The organism is Mesorhizobium sp. LMG 17147 (genome assembly GCF_024297145.1).
GTDB lineage: Bacteria > Pseudomonadota > Alphaproteobacteria > Rhizobiales > Rhizobiaceae > Mesorhizobium.
The window spans coordinates 49365-75348 of the sequence record NZ_JANCTC010000009.1; the positions used below are offsets into that span (position 1 = coordinate 49365).

Below are 25984 nucleotides of genomic sequence, written 5' to 3' on the forward strand. Positions count from 1 at the left end.
CTCCTTGCTTTCGGAAAGCAAATAGCCGCAATAACCGGCCATCATCCATATCAATGGCAAAAATCGCCTGCGATACTGATCCCATGCAAGATCGGACGCAAGCCCCCGCGGCAAGTCCGGCACTCGCCGGACCCGCCTTTACCTTGGCAAACGCGGTCCCGCCGCATCTCTGGTTCGGCGTCAGCGCCGTGTTCCACTATCTCGGACCGGCCTTCGCGGTGCTGCTGTTCCCGCATGTCGGCGTGCTCGGCATGGCTTGGCTGCGCATCGCCACCGCGGCACTCGTCTTTGCCCCATTGACCCGGCCATGGGCGGTCTTCGCCCGCGCCGATCGCTCGACGCGGTTGTTGCTTGTGGCTTTCGGCGTCTGCCTTGGGGTGATGAATTGCTCGTTCTACCTGGCGCTTGACGGGCTGCCGATCTCGCTGGTGGCGGCGATCGAATTCGTCGGCACCATCGGCGTTGCGCTTGTTGGCCTCAGAAGCCCGCGCAATCTCGCCGCACTCGCAATCGCTGTCGCCGGCACCCTGTTGCTGATCGACGTCAAATGGTCGAGCGATCCCGTCGGCCTGTTCTGGGCCTTCCTCAACGGCACGCTGTTCGTTGGCTACATCGTGCTCGGCCACCGCGTCGCGCGCGGCGGCGCCGACGATGGCATCGCCGGGCTGGGTGCCGCCATGGCGGTCGCCCTTCTCGTCGTTCTGCCGATCGGTTTCGCCGATGCTCTGCCGGCTTTCTCGGCGCCGCCGCTGCTGCTTGCGGCGATCGGCGTCGGCATCTGCTCGTCGGTCATTCCCTATATATGCGACCAGCTTGCCATGTCGCGGCTGCCGCGCTCCAGCTTCGCGCTGATGCTGTCTTTGCTGCCGGTCACCGCGACGTTGATCGGCGTTATCGTGCTGCGGCAGGTGCCGAGCCTCACCGACTGCATCGGCATCGCGCTGGTGGTGGCCGGCGTCGCCCTTCACAAACCGGCGCCGGCGCCCACCTGATCAGGCCAGCTTCTCCTTGAGGAAAGCGATCGTCCGGCCCCAGGCGAGGTCAGCCGCCTTCTTGTCGTAGCGGGCCGCCGACGTATCGTTGTTGAAGGCATGGTTGGCGCCTTCATAGACATAGACCGAGTATTCGACATGAGCCGCGTCGAGTGCCTTCTTGAAGGCATCGATGCCGGCATTGGTGCGGGTGTCGAGGCCGGCATAATGCAGCATGAGCGCGGCCTTGATCTTCGGTACGTCCTCGGCCTTTGGCTGCATGCCGTAATAGGCGACGGCGGCTGCGAGGTCCGGCGCGTTGACGGCCAGCATGTTCACCGTGCCGCCGCCCCAGCAGAAGCCGACGGCGCCGATCTTGCCGTTGCCGTCCTTGTAGCCTTTGAGGTAGGCGACAGTTGCGACGGCATTGGCGGCGACCTGTGCTGGATCGAGCTGGGAAAAGAGGTCACGTGCCCTGTTTTCATCGTCCGGCGTGCCGCCGAGCGGTGTCATGAAGTCCGGCGCAAGCGCCACGAACCCTTCCAGCGCAACGCGCCGCGCCACGTCGCGAATATGCGGGTTGAGACCCCTGTTCTCATGCACGACGATGACGGTACCAAGCTTGCCGGTCTGGTCTCCCGGCCTGACCAGATAGCCCTTCATCTCGCCGCCGCTGCCGGGATAGCTGATGTCCTCGCCTTTCACACGCGGATCGTCTTCCGCCACGATTGCCGCCTGGGCCGAGTTCGCCGCCAGCAGCGGCGCGATCGCGGCAGCTGCCGCACCCGATCCGGCAAGCCTGGTCAATTGCTCCATGAAGCGCCGCCGGTCGAGCGTCAGATGCGTGTATTCGTCATAGGCATCGATCATCGCCTGGGTAATGACAGGCTTGGCGGCAGTGGGTCCGGCAGGTGTTGTCATGGCGCGCTCCTCGTGGGCCCCCGCGGCAACATAGAGCCGAAGCTTGCCTGGTCCAGTCACGGCGGAGTGAGGCTGCCAAAAGTCCCTGCACGACGACCGTGATGCCCGGCGCCGCACTGTCGTTAAATTTTGGTCCTTTGTGGCAATGCTAAATGCACGCGCCACGATGTAAAAAGAAGTTACCGGGCTATGCCTCATTCGGGCCATCTGGCGAACGAGAATGGCCATTTGGCGGGAAAAGAATGCCTGATTGACGACGAAGGAATACGCCCATGACCTTTCCCTCCCCGCTTCTGGCAAGTGGGTTCGCCCTCGCCGCCATGGCTTTGCTGGCGCTGCGGTTCACTGCCTTCACCGCCTTCAAACGATCGTTGATCAAGATCTGCGTCAACCGGCACCCGCCCGCAAACACCAAGGCCTGAGGAAAGATCATGGACGTTCAGGACATCATCAACACCGTCTCCCAGAAATCCGGTCTCAACCAGGCTTTGACGGAAAAGATCGCCGGCACGATTTTCTCGGTGCTTGAACACGAGGCGGAAGGCACGACCCTGTCGAGCTTCTTTGCCAAAATCCCGGGAGCCGACGCCCTGGCCAAGCAATATGATGTCATGGCTCCCGGCGCGGCTTCCGGTGGTGGCCTCCTGTCCTCGCTGGAGGGCGCGCTCGGCGGCGCTCTCGGCGAAAAGACCGGCGCGCTGATCAACGGCGTCGCCATACTCAAGGCATCGGGCCTTACGCTCGCACAAATCAGTCAGGCCGGCACGATGCTGGTCCAGCAGGCCGAGGCAGCAGCCGGCCCGCAGCTAACCAATGAGGTCCTTGCATCGGTACCCGATCTGAAAGGACATCTCGGGCTCTGAAGGAACTTCTCTATTTCGGCAGCGTATAGGCCATCACATAATCGCCCGGCTTGGTGCCGACCGAGCCGTGGCCGCCGGCAACGATGACGACGAACTGGCGTCCGTCGGCTACCGTGTAGGTCATGGGTGTCGACTGCCCGCCGGCAGGCAGCCGCGCCTGCCAGAGCTGTTTGCCGGTCGTCAGGTCATAGGCGCGCACATAGTCGTCGACCGCCGCGCCGAGGAAGGCGACGCCGCCGGCAGTGATCATCGGCCCGCCAATGCCGGGCACGCCGACCTTGAACGGCAGCGGCAGCGGCGTCATGTCGTAGACGGTGCCGTTGCGATGCTTGTAGACGATCTTGCCGGTCCGAAGGTCGGCACCCGCCACATAGCCCCAGGGCGGCGCCTGGCAGGGAATGCCGAGCGGCGACAGGAACGGCTTCAATATCACTGCGTAAGGCGCACCCTCATTGCGGTTCAGGCCTTGTTCGCTGCCCTTGGTGTCACCGGGCGGCGGCACGTCGGCGCGCGGCACCAGTTTGGAGATGAACGCCAGGTATGTCGGCATGCCGAACATCACCTGCCGGACCGGATCGACTGCCACACCGCCCCAGTTGAAGGTGCCGAAATTTCCGGGATAGATCAGCGAGCCCTGCAGCGACGGCGGCGTATAGCGGCCCTCATAGCGCAACTTGCGAAGCTCGATCCGGCAGGCCAGCTGGTCGAACATGGTAATGCCCCACATGTCGGCGCCGGTCAGTGGCTTCGGACTGAAGCTCAGGTCCGAGGTCGGCTGTGTCGGCGAGGTATGGTCGCCCTCGATCGCGCCGCCGGGTGCTGGCACTTCCTTGACCGGAACGATCGGCTCGCCGCTGCGCCGGTCGAGCACATAGAGGTCGCCCTGCTTGGTCGGCCCGACCAGCGCCGGCACCACGCCATTTTCCGTGGTGATGTCGACCAGCGTCGGCTGCGCCGGCACGTCCATGTCCCAGAGATCGTGATGTACGGTCTGCCGCACCCAGCGCAATTGTCCGCTGTTGAGATCGAGCGCGGTGATCGACGAGGAGAATTTCTCGTCATTGGCGCTGCGCCCGGCGCCGAGCTGGTCCGGCGTCTTGTTGCCGAGCGGCACATAAAGCAGGCCGAGCTTTTCGTCGGCGCTTGCCGTCGACCACATGTTGGGCGAGTTGTTGGTGTAGGTCTGGCCCGGCGGCAGCGGGGTCGTCTGGTCCGGATTGCCGGAATCCCAGTTCCACAACAGCGCGCCTGTGTCGGCATCGTAGGCACGGATGACCCCGGACGGCTCCTGCGTCGAATAATTGTCGTTGACCGCGCCGCCGACGATGATCTTGTTGGCGACGATCAGCGGCGCCGAGGTCGAATAATAATAGCCCGGCTTCGGATATGGCATGTTGGCGAGCAGGTTCAGCGTGCCACCCTCGGCAAATGTGGGGCAGACCTGGCCATTCGCCGCATCGAGGGCGATCAGCCGAGCGTCGGATGTCGGCAGGTAGATGCGTGTGGCGCAGGGCTGGCCGGCGGCGACCTTGGCGTCGGCATAATAGGATACGCCGCGGCAGGTCTGGTGCTGGCGGTCCTTGTTGAGCTTGACCTGCGGATCGAAGCGCCATTTCTCCTTACCGCTCGCGGCGTCGATGGCGATGGCGAAATTATGCGGCGTGCAGATGTAGAGCGTGTCGGCAATCTTCAGCGGCGTCACCTGATAGGTCGTCTCGCCGATGTCGTCGGGCCCTTTCACGTCGCCGGTTTGATAGGTCCAGGCCGGCTGCAGATTGGCGACGTTTTCCGGGGTGATCTGGTCGAGCGGCGAATAGCGCTGGCCATAGGGCGTACGGCCGTAATAGTGCCATTCGCCGGGCGGCACATTGCCGCCGAGATCGGCCGTCGGCGTCACCTTGTCGGTGTTGAGTTCACCCGCAATATCCTTTGGATCGACCGTCATCGAATAGCCGGCGACGGCAAGCGATGCCAGCACGGCGAGGATAAGCGGTGCGCGTCCGTCGGGACCGGTAAGCCCGCGCCGCGCCCATGGCGTCAACAGCCATAGCGCGACAAGCACGATGATGCCGCCGCGCGGACCGAGTTCCCACCAGTCGAAGCCGATCTCCCAGACCGCCCAGGCGAGCGTGCCGAGCACGATCGCCGCGTAGAGCCACAGCGCCGTGGATCTGCGCCTGTAGAGTAGCCAGGCCGCGACAAGGAAAGCTAGACCGGCGATGACATAATACCAGCTGCCGCCCAGCGTCACGAGCCAGATGCCGCCGCCGCCAAGCGCCAGGCCGATGAGGACAAGGATCAGGGAGGTGATGACCACAGCCAAGACGGTGCTCCTTCGACTGGTGCGCTCCGCGACGCGTCCATGGGCAACCCGGCATTGCGCTCCTGCCCCGAGCACAACTTTCTCCGGCCCGCCTCCCCTGTCAAGCAAGCTCGGCGTTTTACGGCGCCGGCCCATCGCAAGCCCGGCGTTTTGGTTAGCAGACCCATTCAGATTGTGAGTCTACCGACCGGACAGAGAACAAAACGGAGACGCTTCTGGCCTTTCGCTGCCGAATCACTACATTCGGGGAGAGATGTCCGGCTTTTCGGAAGACATGCCCTTTTTTGACGAACCGAACGCGCGGCCTGTGGCCCCGTCGGGCATTGCCGCGCGCGCCATGGCTGCCCGCAGCAACCAGAACAACGCGCCCGATTATCTCAACGGCCTCAATCCCGAGCAGCGGCTGGCGGTGGAAACCACCGAAGGCCCGGTGCTGGTGCTGGCCGGCGCCGGCACCGGCAAGACGCGGGTGCTCACCACCCGCATCGCCCACATCCTTGCCACCGGCAAGGCCTTCCCTTCGCAGATCCTCGCCGTCACCTTCACCAACAAGGCGGCGCGCGAGATGAAGCACCGCATCGGCCTGTTGATCGGCGAAGGCAATGTCGAGGGCATGCCGTGGCTCGGCACCTTCCATTCGATCGGCGTCAAACTGCTGCGCCGGCACGCCGAGCTGGCCGGGCTCAAATCCGACTTCACCATTCTCGACACCGACGACGTGGTGCGCCTGATCAAGCAGCTGATCCAGGCCGAAGGGCTGGACGACAAGCGCTGGCCGGCCAAGCAGTTCGCTCAGATGATCGACGGCTGGAAGAACAAGGGCCTCGGTCCCGCCGACATCCCCGAGGGCGATGCCCGTGCCTTCGCCAACGGCAAGGGCCGCGAGCTCTACAGGGCCTATCAGGAGCGGCTGAAAACGCTGAACGCTTGCGACTTCGGCGATCTCCTATGCCACCCGATCCGCATCTTCCGCGCCAATCCGGACGTGCTGAAGGAATACCACAAGCGCTTCCGCTACATCCTCGTTGACGAATATCAGGACACCAACACCGCGCAATACATGTGGCTGCGCCTGCTGGCGCAGCGGCCGCAGTCCTCCCCCCTCGAGGGGGAGGTGCCCGCGAAGCGGGCGGAGGGGGTTGCCGCAGAAGGCACCGCCACGGGGTCGAGCACTGGCTCTCGGACCCCACCCGACCGGGCTTTGCCCGGCCACCCTCCCCTCAAGGGGGAGGGAAGCCCGCGCCTGTCCACCGTAAATATCTGCTGCGTCGGCGACGACGACCAGTCGATCTATGGCTGGCGCGGCGCCGAGGTCGACAATATCCTGCGCTTCGACAAGGATTTTCCCGGCGCCACCATCATCAGGCTGGAGCGCAACTACCGCTCGACCGCGCACATCCTCGGCACCGCCTCCCACCTCATCGCCCACAACGAGGGCCGTTTCGGCAAGACGCTGTTCACCGAAAAGATCGCCGAGGACGACGAGAAGGTGCATGTCCACGCCGCCTGGGATTCCGAGGAGGAGGCCCGCGCCGTCGGCGAGACGATCGAGGCCTACCAGCGCCAGAGGCACAACTTGAACGACATGGCGATTCTCGTCCGCGCCTCCTTCCAGATGCGCGAATTCGAGGACCGTTTCGTCACGCTCGGCCTCAATTACCGCGTCATCGGCGGCCCGCGCTTTTATGAGCGGCTCGAGATACGCGATGCGCTGGCCTTCTTCCGCGTCGTCGCGCAAGGCACCGACGACCTCGCCTTCGAGCGCATCGTCAACGTGCCGAAACGCGGCTTGGGCGAGGCCACCATCCGCCAGATCCACGACACCGCACGTGCGCTGCGCATCCCGATGCTGGAGGCGGCGGCAAAACTTGCCGAGAGCGACGAGCTGAAGCCGAAGCCGCGCGCGGCACTGCGCGAGGTGTCGGCCAATTTCGAGCGCTGGCAGAAGGCGCTGGAAACCACGCCGCATACCGAGCTCGCCGAGACCATACTGGAGGAGAGCGGCTACACCGACATGTGGAAGAACGACCGCTCGGTTGAAGCGCCCGGTCGGCTCGAGAATTTAAAAGAACTGATCCGCTCCATGGAGGAGTATGAATCGCTGCGCTCCTTCCTCGAACATGTCGCCTTGGTGATGGACGCCGAGCAGAACGCCGAGCTCGATGCCGTCAACATTATGACGCTGCATTCGGCCAAGGGCCTCGAATTCGAAACCGTGTTCCTGCCCGGCTGGGAGGAAGGCCTGTTCCCGCATCAGCGTTCCCTCGACGAGGGTGGCCGCTCCGGCCTCGAGGAGGAACGCCGCCTCGCCTATGTCGGCCTGACCCGCGCCAAGAAGAACCTGCACATCTGGTTCGTCTCCAACCGCCGCATCCACGGCCTCTGGCAGTCGACCATCCCGTCGCGCTTCCTCGAAGAACTGCCGGAAGCCCATATCGAAGTTTCCGAGAGCGGCAACTCCTATGGCGGCTACGGCAATGCCTATGGTGGCGGCTCGTTCGCCTCCGGTCGTGGCGGCCAAGGGGCGGGCAGGCAGAACCCCTATGGAGCATCGCGCTTCGACAACATCGGCGGCAATAACGGCGCCGAGAAATCCGGCGCTTTCTCCAGCACCTATGCGACGCCGGGCTGGCAGCGTGCTCAGGCCAACCGCACCGAAGCCACCGACCGCAATTGGGGCACGCGCTCCGGCCACCAGGTCGAGCGCATCGGCTATGGCGAAACCGACTCCGGCTACGGCGCCGGCCGCACCTCGGTCAAGGGCCGGACAATCGACGGCGAACTGGTCGCCAAATCCGTCGCCGACACGCCGTCCCCCTTCAACGTCGGCGACCGCGTCTTCCACCAGAAATTCGGCAACGGCAACATCTCGGCCATCGAAGGCAACAAGCTGACCATCGACTTCGACAAAGCCGGCCAGAAACGCGTGCTGGACGGGTTTGTCACGGGAGTGTGAGGCCGCCGGTCACCGATACCGCGCCTGGTTCCACTTATGGCCGAGCAGCGACAGGATGATGATCAGGCCGTTGAAGAACTGGACGTAGAAGCCGCTCAGGCCCGCCGCCACGACGCCGGTCTGGATGAACGAGACCGTGACCGCACCGATGGCGCCGCCGACGACCGTGCCGATGCCGCCCCAGGTCGGCGTGCCGCCGACGAACACCGATGCCAGCACCGGCAGCAGGTAGCCGTCGCCGGCCGTCGGCCACCAGGTGAAGTTGATCATCACCGAAAACGTGCCGGCGATCGCCGCGCCGATGCCGACGAAGACGAACACTTTTACCCGCACGCGCTTGACGTCGATGCCCATCTGCTGGGCGCTGTCGGGATTGTCGCCGACCACCTTGACCTGCGCGCCGAAGCGATGGCGGTTGTAGAGCAGCGCCGACAGCACGACGAAGCCGATGGCCCAGAAGATCTGCACCGGAATGCCGTAAAGCTGGCTGGAGAAGATCTTGTAGGCCCAGCTGTCGGCAAGGCCGGTCAGTGCCGTCGACCTGCCCTCGTTGATGATCTGGATCAGGCCGCGCAGCAGGAAATTCATGCCGAGCGTGGCGATCAGCGACGACAGCCCGCCATAGACGACCAGGGAGCCGACCAGGAAGCCGAGCAGCATGCCGGTGACGATTGCGGCGGCAATGCCGAGGAACGGGTCGTAGCCGGCCTGCACGACCAGCGCGAACACCCATGAGGCAAAGCCCATTGTCGCCGGAAACGACAGGTCGATCTCGCCACAGGTGACGACGAAGACCAGCGGCACCACCACGAACAACGCCACCGGCAGCGTGGTCAGCACGGAACTGTAAAGATACCAGGTGGTGAAGACCGTCGGATTGGCGATCATGAATACCGCCATCATAACGATGAACACGGCCAACGTGCCGAGTGCGGCGCGGTTGTCGAGGATGAACCCGCGCAGCCAATTGTCGGACGGGTGTCGCCACTCTTTCCCCGCGGTTTCGCCATGCGTGCCGCCGAGGGGGCTCTGCAGATCGGGTTCCATGGTCTTGCTCATCGTGCCGCCCTCTCCGTATCGCCCGCGTCGTGCAATCCCGGCAATCCGCTGGGGTGGGCGACGTCTTCCATGAAATTGATCAGATCCTCGGCCGACTTCACCTCGCTGCGGTCGGCGGTGAGCGCGACCTTGCCGCGGTCGAGCACCACGAAGCGGTCGGCGATGTCGAAGACGTGGTGAATATTGTGGCCGATGAACAGGATCGACCGCCCGCTCGCCCGCACCTGGCGCACGAAGTGGAAGACCTTGGCGGTCTCGGTCAGCGATAGCGCGGTCGTCGGTTCGTCGAGGACTATCAGCTCCGCCTTCTTATAGATGGCCCGCGCGATCGCCACGCCCTGGCGTTCGCCGCCCGAGAGCTGGCCGACGATCGACTGTGGCGTGAACACTTTCGAGGTGAAGCCGATCTCGCGCATCAGCCGGCTCGCCTCCGCGACCTCCTTGTCGACCTTCAGCCAGCCAAGCCAGCCGGTGAGTTCGCGGCCCATGAAGATGTTGCGCACGATGGTCTGCTGCACGGCGAGCGCCCGGTCCTGGAACACCGTCTCGATGCCGGCGTCGCGCGAGCGCGCAGGGTTCCATCCGGTCACCGGCTTGCCGCGGACGAGAATCTCGCCGCTGGTCGGCTTGACCACGCCGGACAGGATCTTGATCAGCGTCGACTTGCCGGCGCCATTATCGCCGATCAGGCCAACCACTTCGCCGCGATCGACGCTGAGATTGACCCCGCCCAGCGCATAGACCTGGCCGTAGGACTTGCTGATGTCACGCAGTTCGATGATGCGTTCGGCCATGGCGATCCTCGCTTGATTGTCGCGTGCCGGCCTTTTTGCCGGCGGTCCCGCCGGCCGGGCTCGATCCCGGCCGACGGCTTGGGAGGTCAGCGCAGCGCCTGCTTGGCGAGCTCGGCGACGATCTCGTAATTCTGTGGCGTGACGAAACCGGCGCCGGTGTCGACGTTCATCGGCGCAAGGCCGAGCACCACCTGCTGGCAGAGGCTGAGGATCGGCAGATATCCCTGCAGGAACGGCTGCTGGTCGGCCGTCAGTTGCGCCCAGCCGCCCTTGAAGCCCTCTACGATCTGCGGGCTGGTGTCGAAGCCGAAGTTGAAGATGTCGCCCGGCTTCCTGCCCGCCGCCTGCATATAGGTGGGCACGTTGCCCAGCATCTGCCCGCCGGGATAGCCGACCGCCTTGACGTCGGGATTGTTGAGCAGTGCCGCGGTGATCACCGGAATGGCCAGGTTGGGATCGGAAGCCCACTCGCCGCTCGGCGGCGAGGAGAGCTGGATGACCTCGACCCCCGCCTCTTTGAGCGCGGCGACTGTGCCGCGTTCGCGCGCGCCGCGGCTCTCGTTCTCGAACGGGCCGATCATGATCGCCTTGTCGCCGGCCTTGAGCCCGGCCAGCTTGACCGCCTCGCCGCCGAGCGCGCGGCCCTGCTGCTCCTGCTGGGCGCCGACATAGCCGCCGCCGAACGCCGCCGTGACGGTCGGCACCGGCACGTTCTGGTACATCATCTTGATACCGTCCTTGTGTGCCTGTTCGGCCAGCGGCATGATCGCGGCGTCGCCGGGGTGGCCCATCATGGCGATGCCTTGGGGCTTGACCGCGACCGCCTCGCGCAATTGCTGCACCATCTTCTCGACATCCCACTGGGAAAAGATGTAGTCGACCTTCGGCCCAAGATCGGCCGCCGCCTGCTTGGCACCATTATAGACGATCGTGCCGAAGGCATCGCCCTCCGCCCCGCCGACGAAGAAACGGATATGGACATCCTTGCACCACTGGGCATCGAGCGCCTGCGCCGGCAAGGTCGAGAGTGCGGCGGCGAGCGCCATCGCGGCCACCGCGACGGTCGAGCGCAGAACTGTCCTTCTCATCGTAATGCTCATGCACTTATCCTCCTTTGTTCCCTCGCTAGCCGAGGGGTTTTGACGATCGCTTCGGCAAGGCGCCGCAATCTTTCCCTGGCCGGCACCTCCCGCCGGCCGAGTTCTCACACCGGGTTCGGCAGGTAGCTCGCGCCTCCCCGGCATTGTTGGAGATAATCCAGCGCACGCGCCTGGCCGGTGATCTCGAGATCGCCGCGATAGACCGGGTCGTGCCAGCCCTCGATGTCGATGGCGCCTTTGTAGCCGGCCAGCCGCAGCTCGCTGATCACCCTTGTCCAGTCGCTGTCGCCGAAACCCGGCGTGCGCATCTGAACGAACGGCAGGCGGCCGAACACGCCATGTTCGCGGATCACGTCCCAGCGCACGGTCGCGTCCTTGCCATGGACGTGGAAGATGCGCGGCGCCCATTTGCGGATCTGCGGGATCGGATCGATCAGATAGACCAGCTGATGGCAGGGCTCCCACTCCAGGCCGAGATTGTCGTCCGGCAACTCGTTGAACATCAACTCCCAGGCGTCCGGATTGTGGGCGATGTTCCAGTCGCCGCTGGTCCAGTTGCCGTCCATGGCGCAGTTCTCGAACGCGATGCGCACGCCCTTGTCGGCGGCATGCCTGGCCAAGGGTCCCCAGACCTCGCGGAAACGCGGCAGGCTGTCGGGCAGGGGCTTGCCGCGAATGCGGCCGGTAAAGCCGCTGACCATATTGGTGCCGAACAGATGCGCGTTGTCGATGATCGTTTCCCACGCCTGGAGCACGCCACGATCGATCTCGCCGCTCTCCAGCGGATTGCCGAACACGCCGATCGACGAAACGATGACATCGGCATCGCCGATCGCCTCGCGGATCTCGCCCGCCAGCCGCGGAATGTCCTTGCCGCCCAGCGTCTGCCAGAAGAACGGCTGGATGCTCTCGAAGCCGAGCGGCAGGATCTGCCTGACATAGGCGGCCGGGTCGTCGAGATTGGCCCGCACCATTGTGCCGATCCTGATGTCGAGCAGCGGGTTTGGCATCATGATCCTTCCTGTGCAGCGATGGCGACCCGGCGCCCGGTCTCGGCGCTCTCGATCGCAGCGAAAACCATGGCCAGGCTCTTGATGTTGTCGGCGCCGCGCGTCTCCGGCTCGGTGCCGGTTTCGACGGCGCGGACGAAATCCTGGATGATGCCGAGATGGCCGCCGACGCGATCGGCCGGGTCGAGCGGCGGCACGGCTATCGGTTCGGTGCGGTCGAACAGGCCTTCACGGACCGGCTGCACGATTTCCGCCTTCAGCCCGTCCTCGCCGTCCCACACAATGCTGCCGCGCTCTGCGACGATCCGCCATGTACTGTCCCAGCTGGTGCGGAAGCCGCCCGCGCACCAGCTGCCGGCATAGGTGAACAGCTTGCCGCCGCCGAGGTCGAAGCTTGCGGTCGCCGACGACCCTTGCCGATACCAGGAATTGGCCGGCTCCCACTCCTGGCAATAGACATCGGTCGGCTCGCCGGCCGCCATGTAGCGGGCGGCATCGAATGTGTGGATCGCCATGTCGAGCAGCAGCACATGACGCATCTCCTCGCGAAAGCCGCCGAAATGCGGCGCGACGAAGAACTCGGCATGGATGCTGGTTGGCGCACCAATGGCGCCGGAATCGAGAAAGCGCCGGATGCGCCTGACATTGGCGACATAGCGGCGGTTCTGGACGACGGCATGGATACGCCCGGCGCTGCGGGCGGCCTCGACGATGGCACGCGCATTGTCCGGGCTGTCGGCGAGTGGCTTTTCGGTCAGCAGGTGGCAATTATGGGCAAAGGCGGAAAGCGCGACCTCGCGGCGGGCAGCGGGAACCACCACGTCGAATACCGCGTCGGGCCTGGTCTGGTCGAGCACGGCGTCGAGGTCGGTTCCAATGATGGCGCTCGAAAGCTCGTATTCGCGCGCCCTCGCCCGCGCCCGTTCGACATCGATATCGACCAGGCCGACAATGGCGAGCCCGTCGATCTGCCTGGCTGCATCGAGCCATGCCTTGCTCATGGCGCCGCAGCCGACCAGGACGACATTGATCATCCAGTGCTCCTCCCTCTCGGCCCCTCCAGACCGATCGTCACGGCGTTCACGGCAGGGCCGTGAATGTTTTTCCGTAAACGTTTACGAGAACACACCCGATGGCGTAGAATGTCAATCGGCCGATAGCGAAAAACGTGATGCCGGCTTGGCCTGAAGAGCAGCCGGTGCTAGCCAAGCAAGGGGGAGAACTGTCCTTTGGCGTCCAGCATTCACGACCTTGCGCGTCATCTGAACATTTCGATCGGCACGGTGTCGCGCGCGCTCAACGGCCGCGCCGACGTCAACGCCGACACACGCCAGCGCGTGCTCGATGCGGCCAAGAAGCTGAATTATTCGCCGAACCAGTCCGGCCGCAGTTTGCGGCGCGGCGCCACCCATTCGATCGCCTTCATGCTGCAGCCGCATCCGGGCGATCAGGAATATGGCGAGCCGTTCTTTATTCCGTTCCTGACCGGATTGCAGGCCAAGCTCGCCGAAAGCGGACTCGACCTGATCGTTGTGATGGGCGCGCCGGGCGACTATCAGCAGGAGCGCCTGCGCCGTGTCGTCGAGACCCGGCGGGCCGATGCGGTGGTGCTGGCCTGGACGCGGCGCGAGGACGAGCGCATCGACTATCTGACCCAGGCCGGTTTCCCTTTCGCAACGCTCGGCCGCAGCCGCTCCGGCGGCGATGCCTACCCCTCGCTCGACCTCGACTTCGAAAAAGCCGGTGTTGACGCGGTCGATCGTCTTGTCGCGCGCGGTCACCGCCGCATCGCGGCCATCCGCCCGTCGCTCGATCTCAATTTCGGCTATCTGTTCCTCGCCGGCTATCGCAGGGCGTTGCGGCGGCACGGCATCGAATTCGACCCCGAGTTGATCGCCGACGGCTTCATCAACGAGGCAGGCGGCTACGCGGTGACGCCGAAGGTCATGCGCTCCAAGGACCCGCCGACCGCCATCATCTTCAACAATGACGCGATGGCGCTTGGCGGCTGCAAGGCTTTGGCCGAGGCGGGCATCAAGCCCGGCCACGACATCGCGGTGATCGTCATCGTCGACACCCCGCTCTGCCGCTATTTTTCGCCGGCGCTGACCGGCTTCCGCCCGGCGCTTGAGCCGATGGGCGAGCGGCTGGCCGAAATGCTGCTGGCATCGATCCCGGCTTACGCCGGCGCCGCAGGCGCACGCATCATCCGTGAAGTCTGGCCGCTGCAGCTGATCGCGCGCGACAGCGACTGACCGTGGCAGTCACTGGGGCAGGCCGGCTTTGCTCAAATCCGCCCGCGCTCGCGCTCCGGCGTTGCGACCAGCGAGGCAGCGGCGGCATTGGCGACGGCTAGTACCGCCTCGACAGGGTCTCCGCGCGCAAGCCCCGCCGCAAAGGCGCCGAAGAATTCGTCACCGGCACCGTGGGTGCTGACCACCTCCACCGGCATCGCCGGCAAGGCGAACGCCAGGCCATTGCAGTCGCAATAGGCGACCCCCTCCCCACCTGCCTCGAAAGCCGGCCGGCTGCCGGCGAACCGCCGGATACCGGCCTCGGCGTACCGCGCCAGCGCGCGCACCTTTCGCCCGAGACACCGAACGGCTGAAAGATCGGTTCAGTGCGCGTATTTCGCGCCGAACCCGAGCGCCAACAGGGAAAAGATAACGATCATGCCGGCAAAGGCCCCGCTTGCCACCGTCGCGCTTGTCATGGTCGACAGGACGCCGATGCCGATCACCGGCAGCGCGTTGCCGCAAAAACAGCAGATGAAGAAGGCCGAGACAACTTCGGCGCGCCGGTCCGCTGGCGCGATCTCGTTCACCACTTGCAAGCCGCCGCGATAACCGAGCGCTGCCGCCACGCCGCACAAGGCGGTCCCGGCAATCATTGTGGCCATCGATGCGAAGACCTGCGCCGCAACAATCAGCGCGACGGTTGGAATCATCAGCGCAAGCGCCGCGAACATCGCGGCTCGGCTCGAAAGACGTGCCGTCACTACAATGGTGGCGGCCGTCACGATCGCCAATTCAAAGAACAGAGCGCCCGCTTCAGCATGGTTGGTTACCTGCAGTTGCTGCGCCAAAATGCTCGGTGCGAGTGCTGCATAAAAGCCGACCAGCGCCATTGCGCCAAAGCCGGTCACCGCCGGCGCAACGAAATTTGCGCGGATGGCATCGGGCACGGAAAGGCGCGGCCGCATCGAAACGCCAGCCAGTTTCCCCGGCCGCGAAACGGTTTCCTGCGTGCGCCAGACCAGCAGGGTTACAGTCGCGAGCATCGCCAGGTAGACGACGAATGTCAGCCTGAGCGGCCAAGGCGCGTATTCAGCGAGCAACCCGGCCCCCAGCGCACCAAGGCCGAGACCGAGGAAATTGGTGCTGGTGGCGATCGTCGCCGCCTGTGACTTGTCGTCGGTCGGGAGCAATTCGGCGAGCCAGGCGGTGCCGGTACCCGCGCCGACGCCGATTCCCAATCCGCTCAGAATTCGGGCGACGTCGAGCCAGGCGACATTTTCGGCGAACAGGAAAACCACCGCGCTAACGACGGCCACCGCCATTCCGGCCAACGCCATCGGACGGCGCCCGATGACATCTGACACACGCCCCAACATCAGCAGCGCCGCCAGATTACCTATGACATAGACGGCGTAGACCAGCGTCAAAGTGATCTGCGAGAAGCCGAAGACCTGCTTGTAGATGATGTAAAGCGGCGTCAGCGCCGTGCTGCCGGCGAAAAGAGCCGCGATCATGGCGGCCACGGCGGCCGTTGCAGCGCGCCCGCCGAGTTCGTAATCGCGCGTCATGACTTGAGCGTGAGCAGTCATTTTTCGGACCTTTTTGCTGTTCGGGATCTGACACCCTAACGCCTTCTTTTCGTCAGCCGTTCCCCCTCCCCGACTTGCTCCTGACAATTTTGGCAGCTTTGCGATGGCGCTGAGCGAGATCCTCTTTTAACTTCAGCGGATTGTCAGGGGAGATTGATGGGCAAGGGACGAGTCGAGGCATTCACCGATGGCGTGGTCGCCATCATCATCACCATCATGGTGCTGGAATTGAAGGTGCCGCATGGCGAGGATTTTTCCGCGCTGGCGCCACTCTGGCCGGTATTCCTCAGCTATGTGCTGTCCTTCATCAATGTCGGCATCTACTGGAACAATTTGCACAATATGTTCCATACCGTGCAGCGGGTCGACGGGCGCGTGCTGTGGGCGAACCTCAACCTGCTGTTCTGGCTATCGCTGATGCCGGCGACGACAGCCTTCATGGGTGAGAACCATTTCGCGCCGGTGCCGGTCGCCGTTTATGGCATCGACCTGGCGCTCTGCGCCATCGGCTTCAACATCCTCACCATAGCCCTGCATCGGCTGCACGGCAGCGAAACCCTCTTCGCCAGGGCGTTGGGCAATGACCTCAAGGGAAAAATCTCGCTGGCCCTCTATATCGCCGCCGTCGCGCTGACCTTCGTCAATCACTGGATCGGTGTCTCGATCTATGTCCTGGTGGCGATGGTCTGGTTAGTGCCGGACAGGCGCTTCGAGCGGCTAATCGAGAAATAGGCAGACCAAGATCCCGAACCGAAGGACCGCGTCAACGAAAAGTGGATGCCGGTTTTCGGACAAGATCATGGGAAGATAGAGCCCATACCGAATTTATCGAATGGAACAGGCTCTAGCCCCGCATTTCTTTGAGCTTTTCCGCTACCGAAGCGGCAAGGTCGGCGTAGCGCTCCTCCAGCCGCTCGGCCGCTTTGATCACTGAAAAATCATGGCCGAATTTTTCCAGCGCCATGCGCAGCTTTTCGACGAATTCGGCCTGTTTTTCGAGCGCCGAAAACAGCGTTTTCACTTGCGCTTCGCTGATGTCGGGGTTGGCAAGCATTTGCGGCACTTCGCGGCTCATCTGGTCGCCGGTTGCGGTCTGTTCTTTCAGGATCTCGATCCAGTCGGTCAATCGTCAGTCTCCTTTTTGGATATCAGCATGCGCAGCGCCCGCCGACGCGGTCAACCCGAAGATGCCGCACCGGCTTGCGCAAGCCTCTTTCCGCGCTAAGTTCGCCGCGGCCAGAACAGGAGAAAATCATGACCACCGACGCCGATATCCAGACCGCCCTGCCCGCACTTGCCTCCGGTAATGTCGCCGTCATCACCGGCGCGGCCAGCGGCATCGGCCTCGCCGCGGCCAAACGGCTGGCGGCGATGGGCATGAAGATCGTGCTGGCCGATATCGGCGGCGCACGCCTCGATGAGGCCCGACACGCCGTCGCCACCTTCGCCGGCGAGAGCGCCGTGCTTGCCGTCGCCACTGACGTCTCGAAAGCCGAAGACCTCGAACGGCTGGCCGGAAAGACATTCGGCACCTTCGGCGACGTCTCGCTTCTGATGAACAATGCCGGCGTGGGCAACAACCCCGGCAAGCCGTGGGAGAACCGTGACGCCTGGAAGCGACTGCTGGACATCAATTTCTGGGGTGTCGTCCATGGCGTCGAGGCCTTCGCGCCGCGCATGCTGGCGGCGGGAAAGCCCGGCCTGATCGTCAACACCGGCTCCAAGCAAGGCATTACCACGCCGCCCGGCAACCTCGCCTACAACGTCTCCAAGGCCGGCGTGAAGACCTATACCGAGGGCCTTGCACACGCGTTGCGCAACGAGCCCGGCGCCAACGTCGCGGCGCATTTGCTCATTCCCGGGTTCACTTTTACCGGCCTGACCGAAGGCGCCACCGAAAAGCCGGCCGGCGCCTGGACCGGCGAGCAGGTCATCGACTTCATGCTGGCCTCGCTGCTGCGTGGCGACTTCTACATCCTGTGTCCCGATAACGAGGCGACCCGGTCCATGGACGAAAAACGCATGGCCTGGGCGATTGGCGACATCATCGAGAATCGTCCTGCTCTGTCGCGCTGGCACCCGGACTACAAGGAAGCCTTTGCAGCATTCATGGAATGATCCCGCGACCGTTCGGGCAGGAACCCGGACAACAAGCTTGCTCACGCCGCCGCGTGCTTCTTCGCGTTGCGTTTTTTAGCCACCGCCTTGGCTGCGGCCATGTCGGCGATCTGTTCGTCGTGCCGCTTCGCCGCGCGTTCACATTTGGCGCGGATTTCCTCGAGCTCGGATTCGGTCAGGTGCTCGATGCCGATAAAGGTATTCTTGGCTTTGCTGACGCGAATCAGCTCGTCAAGCTTGGCCTGGATCGCCGCGCTGTCGCGGTTCTGGGTGTTCTGGATGAGAAACACCATCAGGAAGGTGACGATCGTGGTGCCGGTATTGATGACGAGTTGCCAGGTATCGGAAAAGCCGAAGACCGGACCGCTTACCGCCCAGACCACAATGATCAGGAAACAGACGGCAAACGTCGGCGGCAGACCGGCAAGATGGGCGATATAGTTGGCGATCCTGGTGAACAGCTTTTCGATCATGGCAGGGAGAAACAATCGGCAACTGCTTCGAGTTCCCTGCGAGGAGGAATTCACTGTCAAACCGTGCACGCGCCGCGCTCGCAACGATCAGGTAGCGTCGTTTTCCCAGCGGTCGAGGAAAGCCTCGATGGGCAAGGCCTGCATGTCGGGGACTGCCCTGGCCAGTTTCTCGACCGGCCAGTCCCACCAGCCAAGACGTTCGATCCGGGCCGCAGTTCCCGCGCTGAAGCGCTGCCGCAATGGCCTGGCCGGAACGCCGGCGACGATTGAATAGGCCGGCACGTCTCGCGTCACCACCGCATTGGCACCGACGATCGCGCCGTTGCCGATCACTATGCCAGGCATGATCACGGCGCCATGGCCAATCCAGACATCATGGCCGATGCTGACGGCTTTCGCTTGCCGCCGGTCGCGGAACGCCTGATCGACACCCAGCCAGCGGAAGTATTCGTTGGGCCGATAGCTGATCTTGTGTTGCGTCAGCCGCTCGACCGGATGCTCCAGCGCATTGATGCGGCTGTTGGCGGCAATCGAGCAGAATTTGCCGATCGTCGTATAGATCGCCTCGGCATGCCGCTCGAAGTAGGAAAAGTCGCCGACCATGACTTCACGTAAGATGACGCGCTCGCCGATCGACGCATAGCGTCCAAGCTTGCACGCCTTCAGCTCCGCCGTCGTATGGATGCGCGGCTCGGGATCTTTCAGGACAAGGTGTTCGGGACGGTCCATGCGGGCGCTTTACGCCCGCGCGCATAGTCTCGCAAGCCGAGTGCAGCGCCGTGCATCCGTTTGGACGCGCCAAGGACCCTGGAGCACCTTCAGTCTCTATTTCGGCTTGCCGCTGGTCCACACCACATTCTGGCCGTAGAGCGGCACGGTGGTGACCGACATTTTTGCCGAGCCATCCTGCACCTGGCGCGAATGCGAGAGGTAGATCAGCGTCTCATTGGCCTTGTCGTAGATGCGGTTCACCACCTGCTTTTTCCAGATCAGGCTGATGCCTTGCTTGAACACCTCCTCGCCGGCCTCGCTCATGTCGATGTCGCCAATGGTGATCGGCCCGGTCTGGCGGCAGGAGATCGAGGAATCGGACGGGTCCTCGAACCAGTTGCCTTTCTGCAGGCGGTCGATCATGCCACGGTCGAAATAGGAGACGTGGCAGGTCACTCCCTCGACCTTCGGATCCTTGATCGCCTCGACGATGATGTCGTTGCCGAGCCAATCGACGCCGACCTTGCCGACTTCCTCGGCGGCGGCCGCGCCGGCGCCAATGACAAGGCATGCGGCCAACGCGCCGCCAATCAGTTTTCGCAAAGAGGCCTCCTGCGGTTCGAATTTTGCCGTCCTCAGGTGGGACGAACGGCAGCGCTTTGCAAGCAGATCGCCTCCCACAGCATTGCCGGTTGCGGCAACGCGACATCTTTGCGTCGGCGCGACCGAACCGCTAAGAGTGTCCGCCAAGCCAGGGCTTCATGGCGCCAATCCGGCGCCCGATGGAAATGACGACGGACTTCACTGATGATGCGTTCAATTCTGGTCGGTATTCTCGTCCTGATGGCCGCTGGCATCGGCTGGCTAACGTTCGACTGGTACCGCGGACATTATGGCGGCGAGCCTTTCGGAGCGCCGTTCACGCTGGTCGACCAGAAGGGCGCACCGGTCACCGAAGCCGCCTTTCGCGGCCACCCCAGTGTCGTTTTTTTTGGCTTCACGCATTGCCCGGAAGTCTGCCCGACCACGCTTTTCGAGTTGGCGGGCTGGCTGAAGACGATGGGCGACGACGGCAAGAACCTGCGCGCCTATTTCGTTACGGTCGACCCGGAGCGCGATACGCCCGAAATCATGAACGCCTATATCAGCAATTTCTCCGATCGCATCCTCGGCATCACCGGCGATCCGGACAAGGTCCACGCCATGGCCAAGTCCTTCGGCATCTACTGGAAGAAAGTCGAAACGAACGACGGCGACTACACGATGGACCACACCGCTTCGGTGCTGCTGCTCAATGCCAAGGGCGATTTCGCCGGCACAATTGCCTATGGCGAAAGCCCGGACGCCGCCATGGCCAAGCTCAAACGGCTGGCGGCGGAAGGTTGACGTATCAAGAAATGACGCAGACGCGTTTGTATTTCACCGCGGGCAAGATCGAGGCCGATCGCATCTTCGCGGCGCTCGGTGCGGCGTTCGACGATGAGGGCCTGCCGGTTGCGGTGCTCGAGGTCGACGAGGACCGCGATATCCACGAAGTATCGCTCTATGCCGACGACGACGTCGATGCGGTCGAGGCGCGGCTTAGGGACATCCTGGCCGGGCTGTCGCTGTCGAAACCGATAGAGCGAGAAGCGCTGCCCGACATCGACTGGGTGGCGCGCTCGCTGGAGGGATTGAAGCCGGTGCGGGCCGGGCGCTTCTTCGTCCATGGCGCGCATGACCGCAGGAAGCGCCACAGCGGCGAACTCGCCATCGAGATCGAGGCCGGCCTTGCCTTCGGCACCGGCCATCACGGCACCACCGCCGGCTGCCTCGAAATGCTGGAGCAGGTCATACAGCGCGAGCATCCGCGCAACGCGCTCGACCTTGGCACTGGCAGCGCGGTGCTCGCCATCGCGGTGGCCAAGCTCGCGCATGTTCCGGTGCTGGCAACGGACATCGACCCGGTCGCCGTCAAGGTGGCCGCTGCCAATGCGCGGCTGAACCACGTCAAGGGGCTCATTGAAACGGTAGCGGCGCCCGGTTTTCATCATCCGATCTTTGCCGCGCGTGCGCCCTTCGACCTGATTGTCGCCAACATATTGGCGCGGCCGCTGATGCGTCTGGCGCCGCAAATGGCTGGGCGTATCGCGCTCGGTGGCTCGATTGTTTTGTCAGGCATCCTCGAGCGCCAGCGCGATGCGGTAATCGCGGCCTATGTCGGCCAGAAATTCCGGCACGTCCGCACCTTGCACCGCGAGGGCTGGGTGACGATTCACCTCAAGCGCTGAGGCGCGACGCTTTCAACGCAAGCCGGAACCTGCTCGGACCTAGCGCGAGTTCGCCGCTTTCTTCAGCTGTTCGCGATCGTAGCCGTGAGCTTTCAGCGTTTCGTCATCAAAGCCAAGCAGAACGCCGCTCACATACCGGCTCGCTTCGCGCTGGCGAGCTTCGATCAGCGCTTTCACAGCGTTTCTGAAAAATCCACGTCTGGCTGAAATCGAGGACATGACGGTCTCCTTTGCAGGGCAACAGGACTTTTCCTCCACGTTAAGAAGGTAAGCTCTGCTGACGCTTTTTGAAATCGCCGATTCTGCATGGCCTCCATGCACAAAAAGACATTGTGGCGACCAGGGATGATCGTTCCGAAAATCGATTCCGATTTTCGAAGTCATGCGCTACGGTCGCGCCAGCATTCGAGGAGAGCCGACATGTTCCAGACCTTCGATTCCGCCGGCGATCCGGCCGTTGGCAAGCCGCGCGTGGCAATGCTGCGCCAATGGTTGGCGACGAACGGGCTGGATGGCTTCATCGTGCCCCGCGCCGACGAGCACCAGGGCGAATATGTCGCCGACCGCTCGGCACGGCTGAAATGGCTGACCGGTTTCAGCGGCTCGGCCGGTGTCGCCATTGTGCTTGCCGAGCGCGCCGTCATGTTTGTCGACGGGCGCTACACGCTGCAGGTACGCCAAGAGGTCGATCTCGACATCTTTTCGATCGAGAGCCTTGTCGACAACCCGCCGGCCAACTGGATCAAGGACAATCTCGGCAAGGGCGTGCGATTGGGCTTCGATCCGTGGCTGCATACGATCAGCGACGTCAAGGCGCTGAAAGCCTCGGCCGAGAAATCCGGCGCGATACTGGTGCCGCTCGACGAGAATCCGATCGACGCGATCTGGCAGGACCAGCCTGGACCGCCACTGGCGCCGGTCGAGATCCACCCGATCGGCTTTGCCGGCGAACTGGCTAAGGACAAGCTGGTGCGGCTGGCAACGGCCATCGAGAAGGATGGCGCCACCCATGCGGTGCTGACCGACCCCTCCTCCATTGCCTGGGCGTTCGACATCCGTGGCGGCGACGTACCGCACACACCGCTGGCGCTCGGCTTTGCCCTGCTGGCCGCCGACGGCTCGCATCTGCTTTTCATGGACCAGCGCAAGTTTTCGCGCACCGTTGCGGCCTACCTGACGCAGCTCGCCGAATTGCACGAACCAGGTGAATTCGAATCGGCAATCGTCACCCGGGCCAAGGGCGGCGCAAAAATCGCGCTGGACCCGGTTCTCGCGGCAGACAAGCTCAGAATGCTGGTCGAGGATAATGGAGGCACCGTCATTGCCACGGCCGATCCGGCCCGCATTCCACGCGCAACAAAGAACAAAGCTGAGATCGCCGGCGCCCGCGCCGCACATCGCCGCGACGGCGCCGCGGTCGCCAAGCTGCTGTGCTGGCTCGACCGCCAGAAGCCCGGCACGCTCGACGAAATCGCCGTTGTCACCAGGCTTGAGGAGACACGCCGTCAGACCGGCGAAGAAACGCAGATGCCGCTGCGCGACGTATCGTTCGACACCATCTCCGGCGCCGGCCCTAACGGCGCCATCATGCACTACCGCGTCTCCCGCGCCACCAATCGCAAGCTGGGGGATGGCGAGCTGTTCCTGCTCGATTCCGGCGGGCAGTACCAGGACGGCACCACCGACATCACCCGCACGGTGCCGGTCGGCGCGCCGACCGAAGAGATGCGCGAACGCTTCACGCTGGTGCTGAAAGGCATGATCGGCATCTCCATGCTGCGCTTTCCCCCGGGCACGCGCGGCTCCGAAATCGATGCGGTGGCGCGCCTGGCGCTATGGAGACACGGCTGCGATTTCGCCCATGGTACCGGGCACGGTGTCGGGTCCTATCTTGCCGTGCATGAGGGCCCGCAACGTATCGCCAAGACCGGCACCGAAAAGCTGCTAGCCGGCATGATCCTCTCCAACGAACCCGGCTATTACAAGGAAGGTTCCTACGGCATCCGCATCGAGAACTTGATCCTGGTGACACCGGCCGAGGCAATCGAGGGCGGCGACATCGCCATGCACGGCTTCGAGACACTGACGCTGGCGCCGATCGACAAGCGGCTGGTCCGATCGGACCTTTTAACCCGCGACGAGTTGCATTGGCTTGACAAATACCATGCGCGCGTACTGGCCGAGATTGGACCGATGCTCGACGGCGAAACGCTGGCCTGGCTGGAAAAAGCAACCGCCCCTCTGCCGCACGACTTCAAGCAATAGTCGCGGCCGCAACGCCGAGTGACAGACTTTGCTCCGCAAGCAGTCCCTGCAAAGCCGTGACGTTGGGAGAGCCGGCTCCCTTACGCCAAAACAACACCGTGACGGCGTTGTCTTCGTCAGCGGGCAGTTCGTGCAGCTTTAGCCAGCGGCTCTCTGGGAAACCCGAAAGCACACTTTTTGGCATCAGCGCTATGCCCATGCCGGCCACCACGCAACCGAGGATGGCATGGTATGAACCAAGCTCGATGGTCTTCTCGGCCATGAACCCTCTTCGCGCATACCATTGTTCCAGCCGCCGGCGGTGCGGGCAGCCGTGCTCGAAGGCTATCATGGTTTTGGGCATGTCCTGGCGGTCGTCGATCGAAACGCGCGATGCCGCCGAGACAATGACCAGTTGCTCGTGAAATGCGGGCAGCTTTTCGAACGGAGCGTCGGCGATCGGCTCGGCGGCGAACGCTGCATCGAGGTCGCCGGCAAGCATGGCCGTCGCGAGAACCTGCGGATTGCCGGTGCGCAACTGGATTTCCACGTCGGGATAACGTGCGTGATATTCGGCGAGCAGACTTGGAAGCCGTGCCGCGGCGGTACTCTCCATGGCACCTAGGCGAAGCGTGCCGCGCGGGCGTGGATCGAGCATCGCCGTTCGCGCCTCCTCTGCAAGCGCCAGCAACCGATCCGCATACCCGACCAATTTGTGACCGGCGGGCGATACGTGCAGGCGCTTGCCCTCCCGGATAAACAGCTGCACGCCGAGATCCTCTTCGAGCTGCCGGATGCGTGTGGTCACGTTCGATTGCACGCGAAACAGTTTTTCCGCCGCCTTGGTGATTCCGCCCTCGCGCACCACCGTGCGGAAGATGCGCAGATCGGCCAAGTCCATACATCTCTCCTGGAGAACATAACGATCTTAATTATTCATTTTAGCTGATTATGCCTTTCCCGTAAATCGCCGGTGTAGCTGCCGATAAACACGGCAAACCAGGGAGATGGAAATGTCGCGTGAGCCCTTCGGCATCCAGCCGACCGATCTAAGCGCATTGACGCCGAAGCAGCGCGAAGCGCTCTATAGCGACGCCGTGCGTCGCGCCCACCAGGAGAGATCGGAGGCTATCCGGCTGAGCCTGTCGCGGGTCAGCGCGGCAATAATCGCTGCGGTAAAGCGCATGTGTGCTCTCGCCGCCAAGGCAAAAGTCGATCAGCCGACGACCTGCCGCGCGAGGATCAGCACGGCAGCACCCGCCAGGAACATCGCCATAAGGCCGCCGCGCAGCGAGACCAGGCCGGCGACGACCAAGGCCCCCCATTCCGCCGGTCCGGCGCTCAGCGCTGCCGGCGCCACAAGCGTGGTCAGCACCGCCGCCGGCACGGCGTTCAGCCCGGCCTCAACACGCGGATGGATATGGTCGAAGCGTGAGATCACCAGATGACCGCCAATGCGTGTCAAATAGGTCGCGATCGAAGCGGCGACGATGATCCACAACGTCGTGCTCATGGCCGTGCCTCCACGCCGCTGTGGCGGGGCGGTAGGATGACGGCGAGCAGCACACCGGCCAGCGCGCCGATGGAGACATGCCAGGGCGAGCCGACCGTCTTGTAGGCAATGATGGAGGCGGCAGCGCTTGCGACGACCACCGGCAGCCACAGCGGCCGTATGCGGAAGCTCATGACCAGGCCGAGAAAATAGATCGGCAGCAGGAAGTCGATGCCCAGCGCGTGGGTGTCGGGAATAAGTTTGCCGAACACCGCCCCGAGCGCGCTTTCGATGACCCAGAACACATAGACCGGCAGCCCGAGCCCCATATACCAGGCAAAGCCGACGGTCTCGCCGGCCTCCGCCTTGCGCTCGGCCACCGCGAACTGCGGATCGGTCAGCACGAAGTAGCCTATCGCCTGCTGCACTAGGGGCCAATGCGCGATTCGCCGGCCGATACCGGCCGAATAGAGCACATGGCGAAAATTCACGGCGAAGATCGACAGCACGATCAGCCACGGCGCGACATGCTGGCCGAACAGCTCGATGCCGACCATCTGGCTGGCGCCGCCGAACACCGTTGCGCTCATCAAGAACGCCTCGATCACGGAAAAGCCGTTGTCGACGGCGAGCGCCCCGAACAGCAACGCAAACGGCGCCGACGCCACCACGACGGGCATGCTGAGCCGCACGCCGTCCCAGAAATCGCTTTTCGCACCGTTTTCGGAGATTGCTTCCGCCGACATCGACCGCTCCTTGGGAGGGCCGTATGTAGAGAGGGCGGTCCGGCTTGTCACACCAATTCGCTTGAGGCAAACGATCAGCGGAAATGATAGCTGAAGCATCGCGGCAA

The 25984-nt window shown here is 63.7% G+C and carries 27 protein-coding genes; 10 read left to right on the top strand and 17 right to left on the bottom strand.

The features are described from left to right. Window positions 1-83: 83 nt before the first annotated feature. Complete coding sequence (locus tag NMG46_RS18025; protein ID WP_254818952.1) at window positions 84-992, top strand: DMT family transporter; 909 nt, start codon at window positions 84-86, stop codon at window positions 990-992. Here the strand turns inward: NMG46_RS18025 and NMG46_RS18030 are convergent, their stop codons facing one another. Further along, on the bottom strand, window positions 993-1892 hold the full coding sequence (locus tag NMG46_RS18030) for a dienelactone hydrolase family protein (protein WP_254818953.1): 900 nt from the start codon (window positions 1890-1892) through the stop codon (window positions 993-995). A gap of 272 nt (window positions 1893-2164) precedes the next feature. On the opposite strand from NMG46_RS18030, the gene NMG46_RS18035 reads away from it, so the two are divergent. Together NMG46_RS18035 and NMG46_RS18040 are read left to right on the top strand one after the other, a co-directional pair. After that, on the top strand, window positions 2165-2314 hold the full coding sequence (locus tag NMG46_RS18035; protein WP_254818954.1) for a hypothetical protein: 150 nt from the start codon (window positions 2165-2167) through the stop codon (window positions 2312-2314). A 9-nt stretch (window positions 2315-2323) separates the two neighbouring features. Next, window positions 2324-2755, top strand: coding sequence for a hypothetical protein (locus NMG46_RS18040; RefSeq protein WP_254818955.1), 432 nt, complete (start codon window positions 2324-2326; stop codon window positions 2753-2755). A 10-nt stretch (window positions 2756-2765) separates the two neighbouring features. Here NMG46_RS18040 and NMG46_RS18045 read toward each other — a convergent pair whose 3' ends face one another. Continuing rightward, a complete protein-coding gene (locus NMG46_RS18045; RefSeq protein ID WP_254818956.1) occupies window positions 2766-5078 on the bottom strand; it encodes a glucose/quinate/shikimate family membrane-bound PQQ-dependent dehydrogenase in 2313 nt (770 codons plus the stop codon). 253 nt (window positions 5079-5331) lie between these two features. Here NMG46_RS18045 and NMG46_RS18050 point away from each other — a divergent pair, with 253 nt between their 5' ends. Further along, window positions 5332-8034, top strand: a complete 2703-nt coding sequence (locus NMG46_RS18050) for an ATP-dependent helicase (protein ID WP_254818957.1) — start codon at window positions 5332-5334, stop codon at window positions 8032-8034. A gap of 9 nt (window positions 8035-8043) precedes the next feature. Here the strand turns inward: NMG46_RS18050 and NMG46_RS18055 are convergent, their stop codons facing one another. The 5 genes from NMG46_RS18055 to NMG46_RS18075 all read right to left on the bottom strand — a co-directional run bounded on the left by NMG46_RS18055 (window position 8044) and on the right by NMG46_RS18075 (window position 13031). Next, window positions 8044-9093, bottom strand: a complete 1050-nt coding sequence (locus NMG46_RS18055; protein ID WP_254818958.1) for an ABC transporter permease — start codon at window positions 9091-9093, stop codon at window positions 8044-8046. Continuing rightward, window positions 9090-9887, bottom strand: a complete 798-nt coding sequence (locus tag NMG46_RS18060; RefSeq protein WP_254818959.1) for an ATP-binding cassette domain-containing protein — start codon at window positions 9885-9887, stop codon at window positions 9090-9092. The genes NMG46_RS18055 and NMG46_RS18060 overlap by 4 nt, the downstream gene beginning before the upstream one ends. Window positions 9888-9973: 86 nt before the next feature. After that, window positions 9974-10987 (bottom strand): substrate-binding domain-containing protein, encoded by a 1014-nt coding sequence (locus NMG46_RS18065; protein WP_254818960.1) that lies wholly within the window; start codon window positions 10985-10987, stop codon window positions 9974-9976. Window positions 10988-11091: 104 nt separating this feature from the next. Further along, on the bottom strand, window positions 11092-12000 hold the full coding sequence (locus NMG46_RS18070; protein WP_254818961.1) for a sugar phosphate isomerase/epimerase: 909 nt from the start codon (window positions 11998-12000) through the stop codon (window positions 11092-11094). Continuing rightward, window positions 11997-13031 carry a Gfo/Idh/MocA family protein gene (locus tag NMG46_RS18075; RefSeq protein ID WP_254818962.1) on the bottom strand — a complete coding sequence of 345 codons (1035 nt, stop codon included), beginning with the start codon at window positions 13029-13031 and terminating at the stop codon, window positions 11997-11999. Before NMG46_RS18075 ends, NMG46_RS18070 begins: the two co-directional genes overlap by 4 nt. 195 nt (window positions 13032-13226) lie before the next feature. Between NMG46_RS18075 and NMG46_RS18080 the strand changes: the two genes are divergently transcribed. Then, on the top strand, window positions 13227-14252 hold the full coding sequence (locus NMG46_RS18080; RefSeq protein ID WP_254818963.1) for a LacI family DNA-binding transcriptional regulator: 1026 nt from the start codon (window positions 13227-13229) through the stop codon (window positions 14250-14252). A gap of 32 nt (window positions 14253-14284) precedes the next feature. On the opposite strand, the gene NMG46_RS18085 is transcribed toward NMG46_RS18080, so the two are convergent. Then, complete coding sequence (locus tag NMG46_RS18085; protein ID WP_254818964.1) at window positions 14285-14578, bottom strand: PfkB family carbohydrate kinase; 294 nt, start codon at window positions 14576-14578, stop codon at window positions 14285-14287. Between the two features lie 36 nt (window positions 14579-14614). After that, the gene (locus tag NMG46_RS18090) at window positions 14615-15823 is read right to left on the bottom strand and encodes an MFS transporter (RefSeq protein WP_254818965.1); all 1209 of its coding nucleotides are present in this window, start codon (window positions 15821-15823) and stop codon (window positions 14615-14617) included. 156 nt (window positions 15824-15979) lie between these two features. Here NMG46_RS18090 and NMG46_RS18095 point away from each other — a divergent pair, with 156 nt between their 5' ends. Beyond that, complete coding sequence (locus tag NMG46_RS18095; protein ID WP_254818966.1) at window positions 15980-16555, top strand: TMEM175 family protein; 576 nt, start codon at window positions 15980-15982, stop codon at window positions 16553-16555. Window positions 16556-16667: 112 nt separating this feature from the next. Here NMG46_RS18095 and NMG46_RS18100 read toward each other — a convergent pair whose 3' ends face one another. Then, complete coding sequence (locus tag NMG46_RS18100; protein ID WP_023721174.1) at window positions 16668-16949, bottom strand: hypothetical protein; 282 nt, start codon at window positions 16947-16949, stop codon at window positions 16668-16670. Between the two features lie 128 nt (window positions 16950-17077). Between NMG46_RS18100 and NMG46_RS18105 the strand changes: the two genes are divergently transcribed. After that, a complete protein-coding gene (locus NMG46_RS18105; RefSeq protein WP_254818967.1) occupies window positions 17078-17941 on the top strand; it encodes an SDR family NAD(P)-dependent oxidoreductase in 864 nt (287 codons plus the stop codon). 41 nt (window positions 17942-17982) lie between these two features. Here NMG46_RS18105 and NMG46_RS18110 read toward each other — a convergent pair whose 3' ends face one another. The 3 genes from NMG46_RS18110 to NMG46_RS18120 form a co-directional block, all read right to left on the bottom strand. Beyond that, window positions 17983-18414, bottom strand: a complete 432-nt coding sequence (locus tag NMG46_RS18110) for a low affinity iron permease family protein (protein ID WP_254819100.1) — start codon at window positions 18412-18414, stop codon at window positions 17983-17985. An 87-nt stretch (window positions 18415-18501) separates the two neighbouring features. Continuing rightward, window positions 18502-19143, bottom strand: coding sequence for a DapH/DapD/GlmU-related protein (locus NMG46_RS18115; RefSeq protein ID WP_254818968.1), 642 nt, complete (start codon window positions 19141-19143; stop codon window positions 18502-18504). 96 nt (window positions 19144-19239) lie between these two features. After that, window positions 19240-19728 (bottom strand): CreA family protein, encoded by a 489-nt coding sequence (locus NMG46_RS18120; protein ID WP_254818969.1) that lies wholly within the window; start codon window positions 19726-19728, stop codon window positions 19240-19242. A gap of 204 nt (window positions 19729-19932) precedes the next feature. On the opposite strand from NMG46_RS18120, the gene NMG46_RS18125 reads away from it, so the two are divergent. Both NMG46_RS18125 and NMG46_RS18130 read left to right on the top strand, forming a co-directional pair. After that, window positions 19933-20511, top strand: coding sequence for an SCO family protein (locus NMG46_RS18125; protein ID WP_254818970.1), 579 nt, complete (start codon window positions 19933-19935; stop codon window positions 20509-20511). A gap of 11 nt (window positions 20512-20522) precedes the next feature. Then, complete coding sequence (locus NMG46_RS18130; protein WP_254818971.1) at window positions 20523-21395, top strand: 50S ribosomal protein L11 methyltransferase; 873 nt, start codon at window positions 20523-20525, stop codon at window positions 21393-21395. A 39-nt stretch (window positions 21396-21434) separates the two neighbouring features. Here NMG46_RS18130 and NMG46_RS18135 read toward each other — a convergent pair whose 3' ends face one another. Beyond that, window positions 21435-21779, bottom strand: a complete 345-nt coding sequence (locus NMG46_RS18135; protein ID WP_254818972.1) for a hypothetical protein — start codon at window positions 21777-21779, stop codon at window positions 21435-21437. 36 nt (window positions 21780-21815) lie between these two features. On the opposite strand from NMG46_RS18135, the gene NMG46_RS18140 reads away from it, so the two are divergent. Continuing rightward, window positions 21816-23660 (top strand): aminopeptidase P family protein, encoded by a 1845-nt coding sequence (locus tag NMG46_RS18140; RefSeq protein ID WP_254818973.1) that lies wholly within the window; start codon window positions 21816-21818, stop codon window positions 23658-23660. Here the strand turns inward: NMG46_RS18140 and NMG46_RS18145 are convergent. The 3 genes from NMG46_RS18145 to NMG46_RS18155 form a co-directional block, all read right to left on the bottom strand. Next, entirely contained in the window at window positions 23650-24534 is an 885-nt protein-coding gene (locus NMG46_RS18145; RefSeq protein WP_254818974.1) for a LysR family transcriptional regulator, read from the bottom strand. The two genes, NMG46_RS18140 and NMG46_RS18145, sit on opposite strands and share 11 nt — an antisense overlap. 321 nt (window positions 24535-24855) lie before the next feature. Then, window positions 24856-25152: an AzlD family protein gene (locus NMG46_RS18150; protein ID WP_254818975.1), complete on the bottom strand. Its 297-nt coding sequence runs from the start codon at window positions 25150-25152 to the stop codon at window positions 24856-24858. Then, entirely contained in the window at window positions 25149-25877 is a 729-nt protein-coding gene (locus NMG46_RS18155) for an AzlC family ABC transporter permease (RefSeq protein ID WP_254818976.1), read from the bottom strand. The genes NMG46_RS18150 and NMG46_RS18155 overlap by 4 nt, the downstream gene beginning before the upstream one ends. Window positions 25878-25984 lie beyond the last annotated feature (107 nt).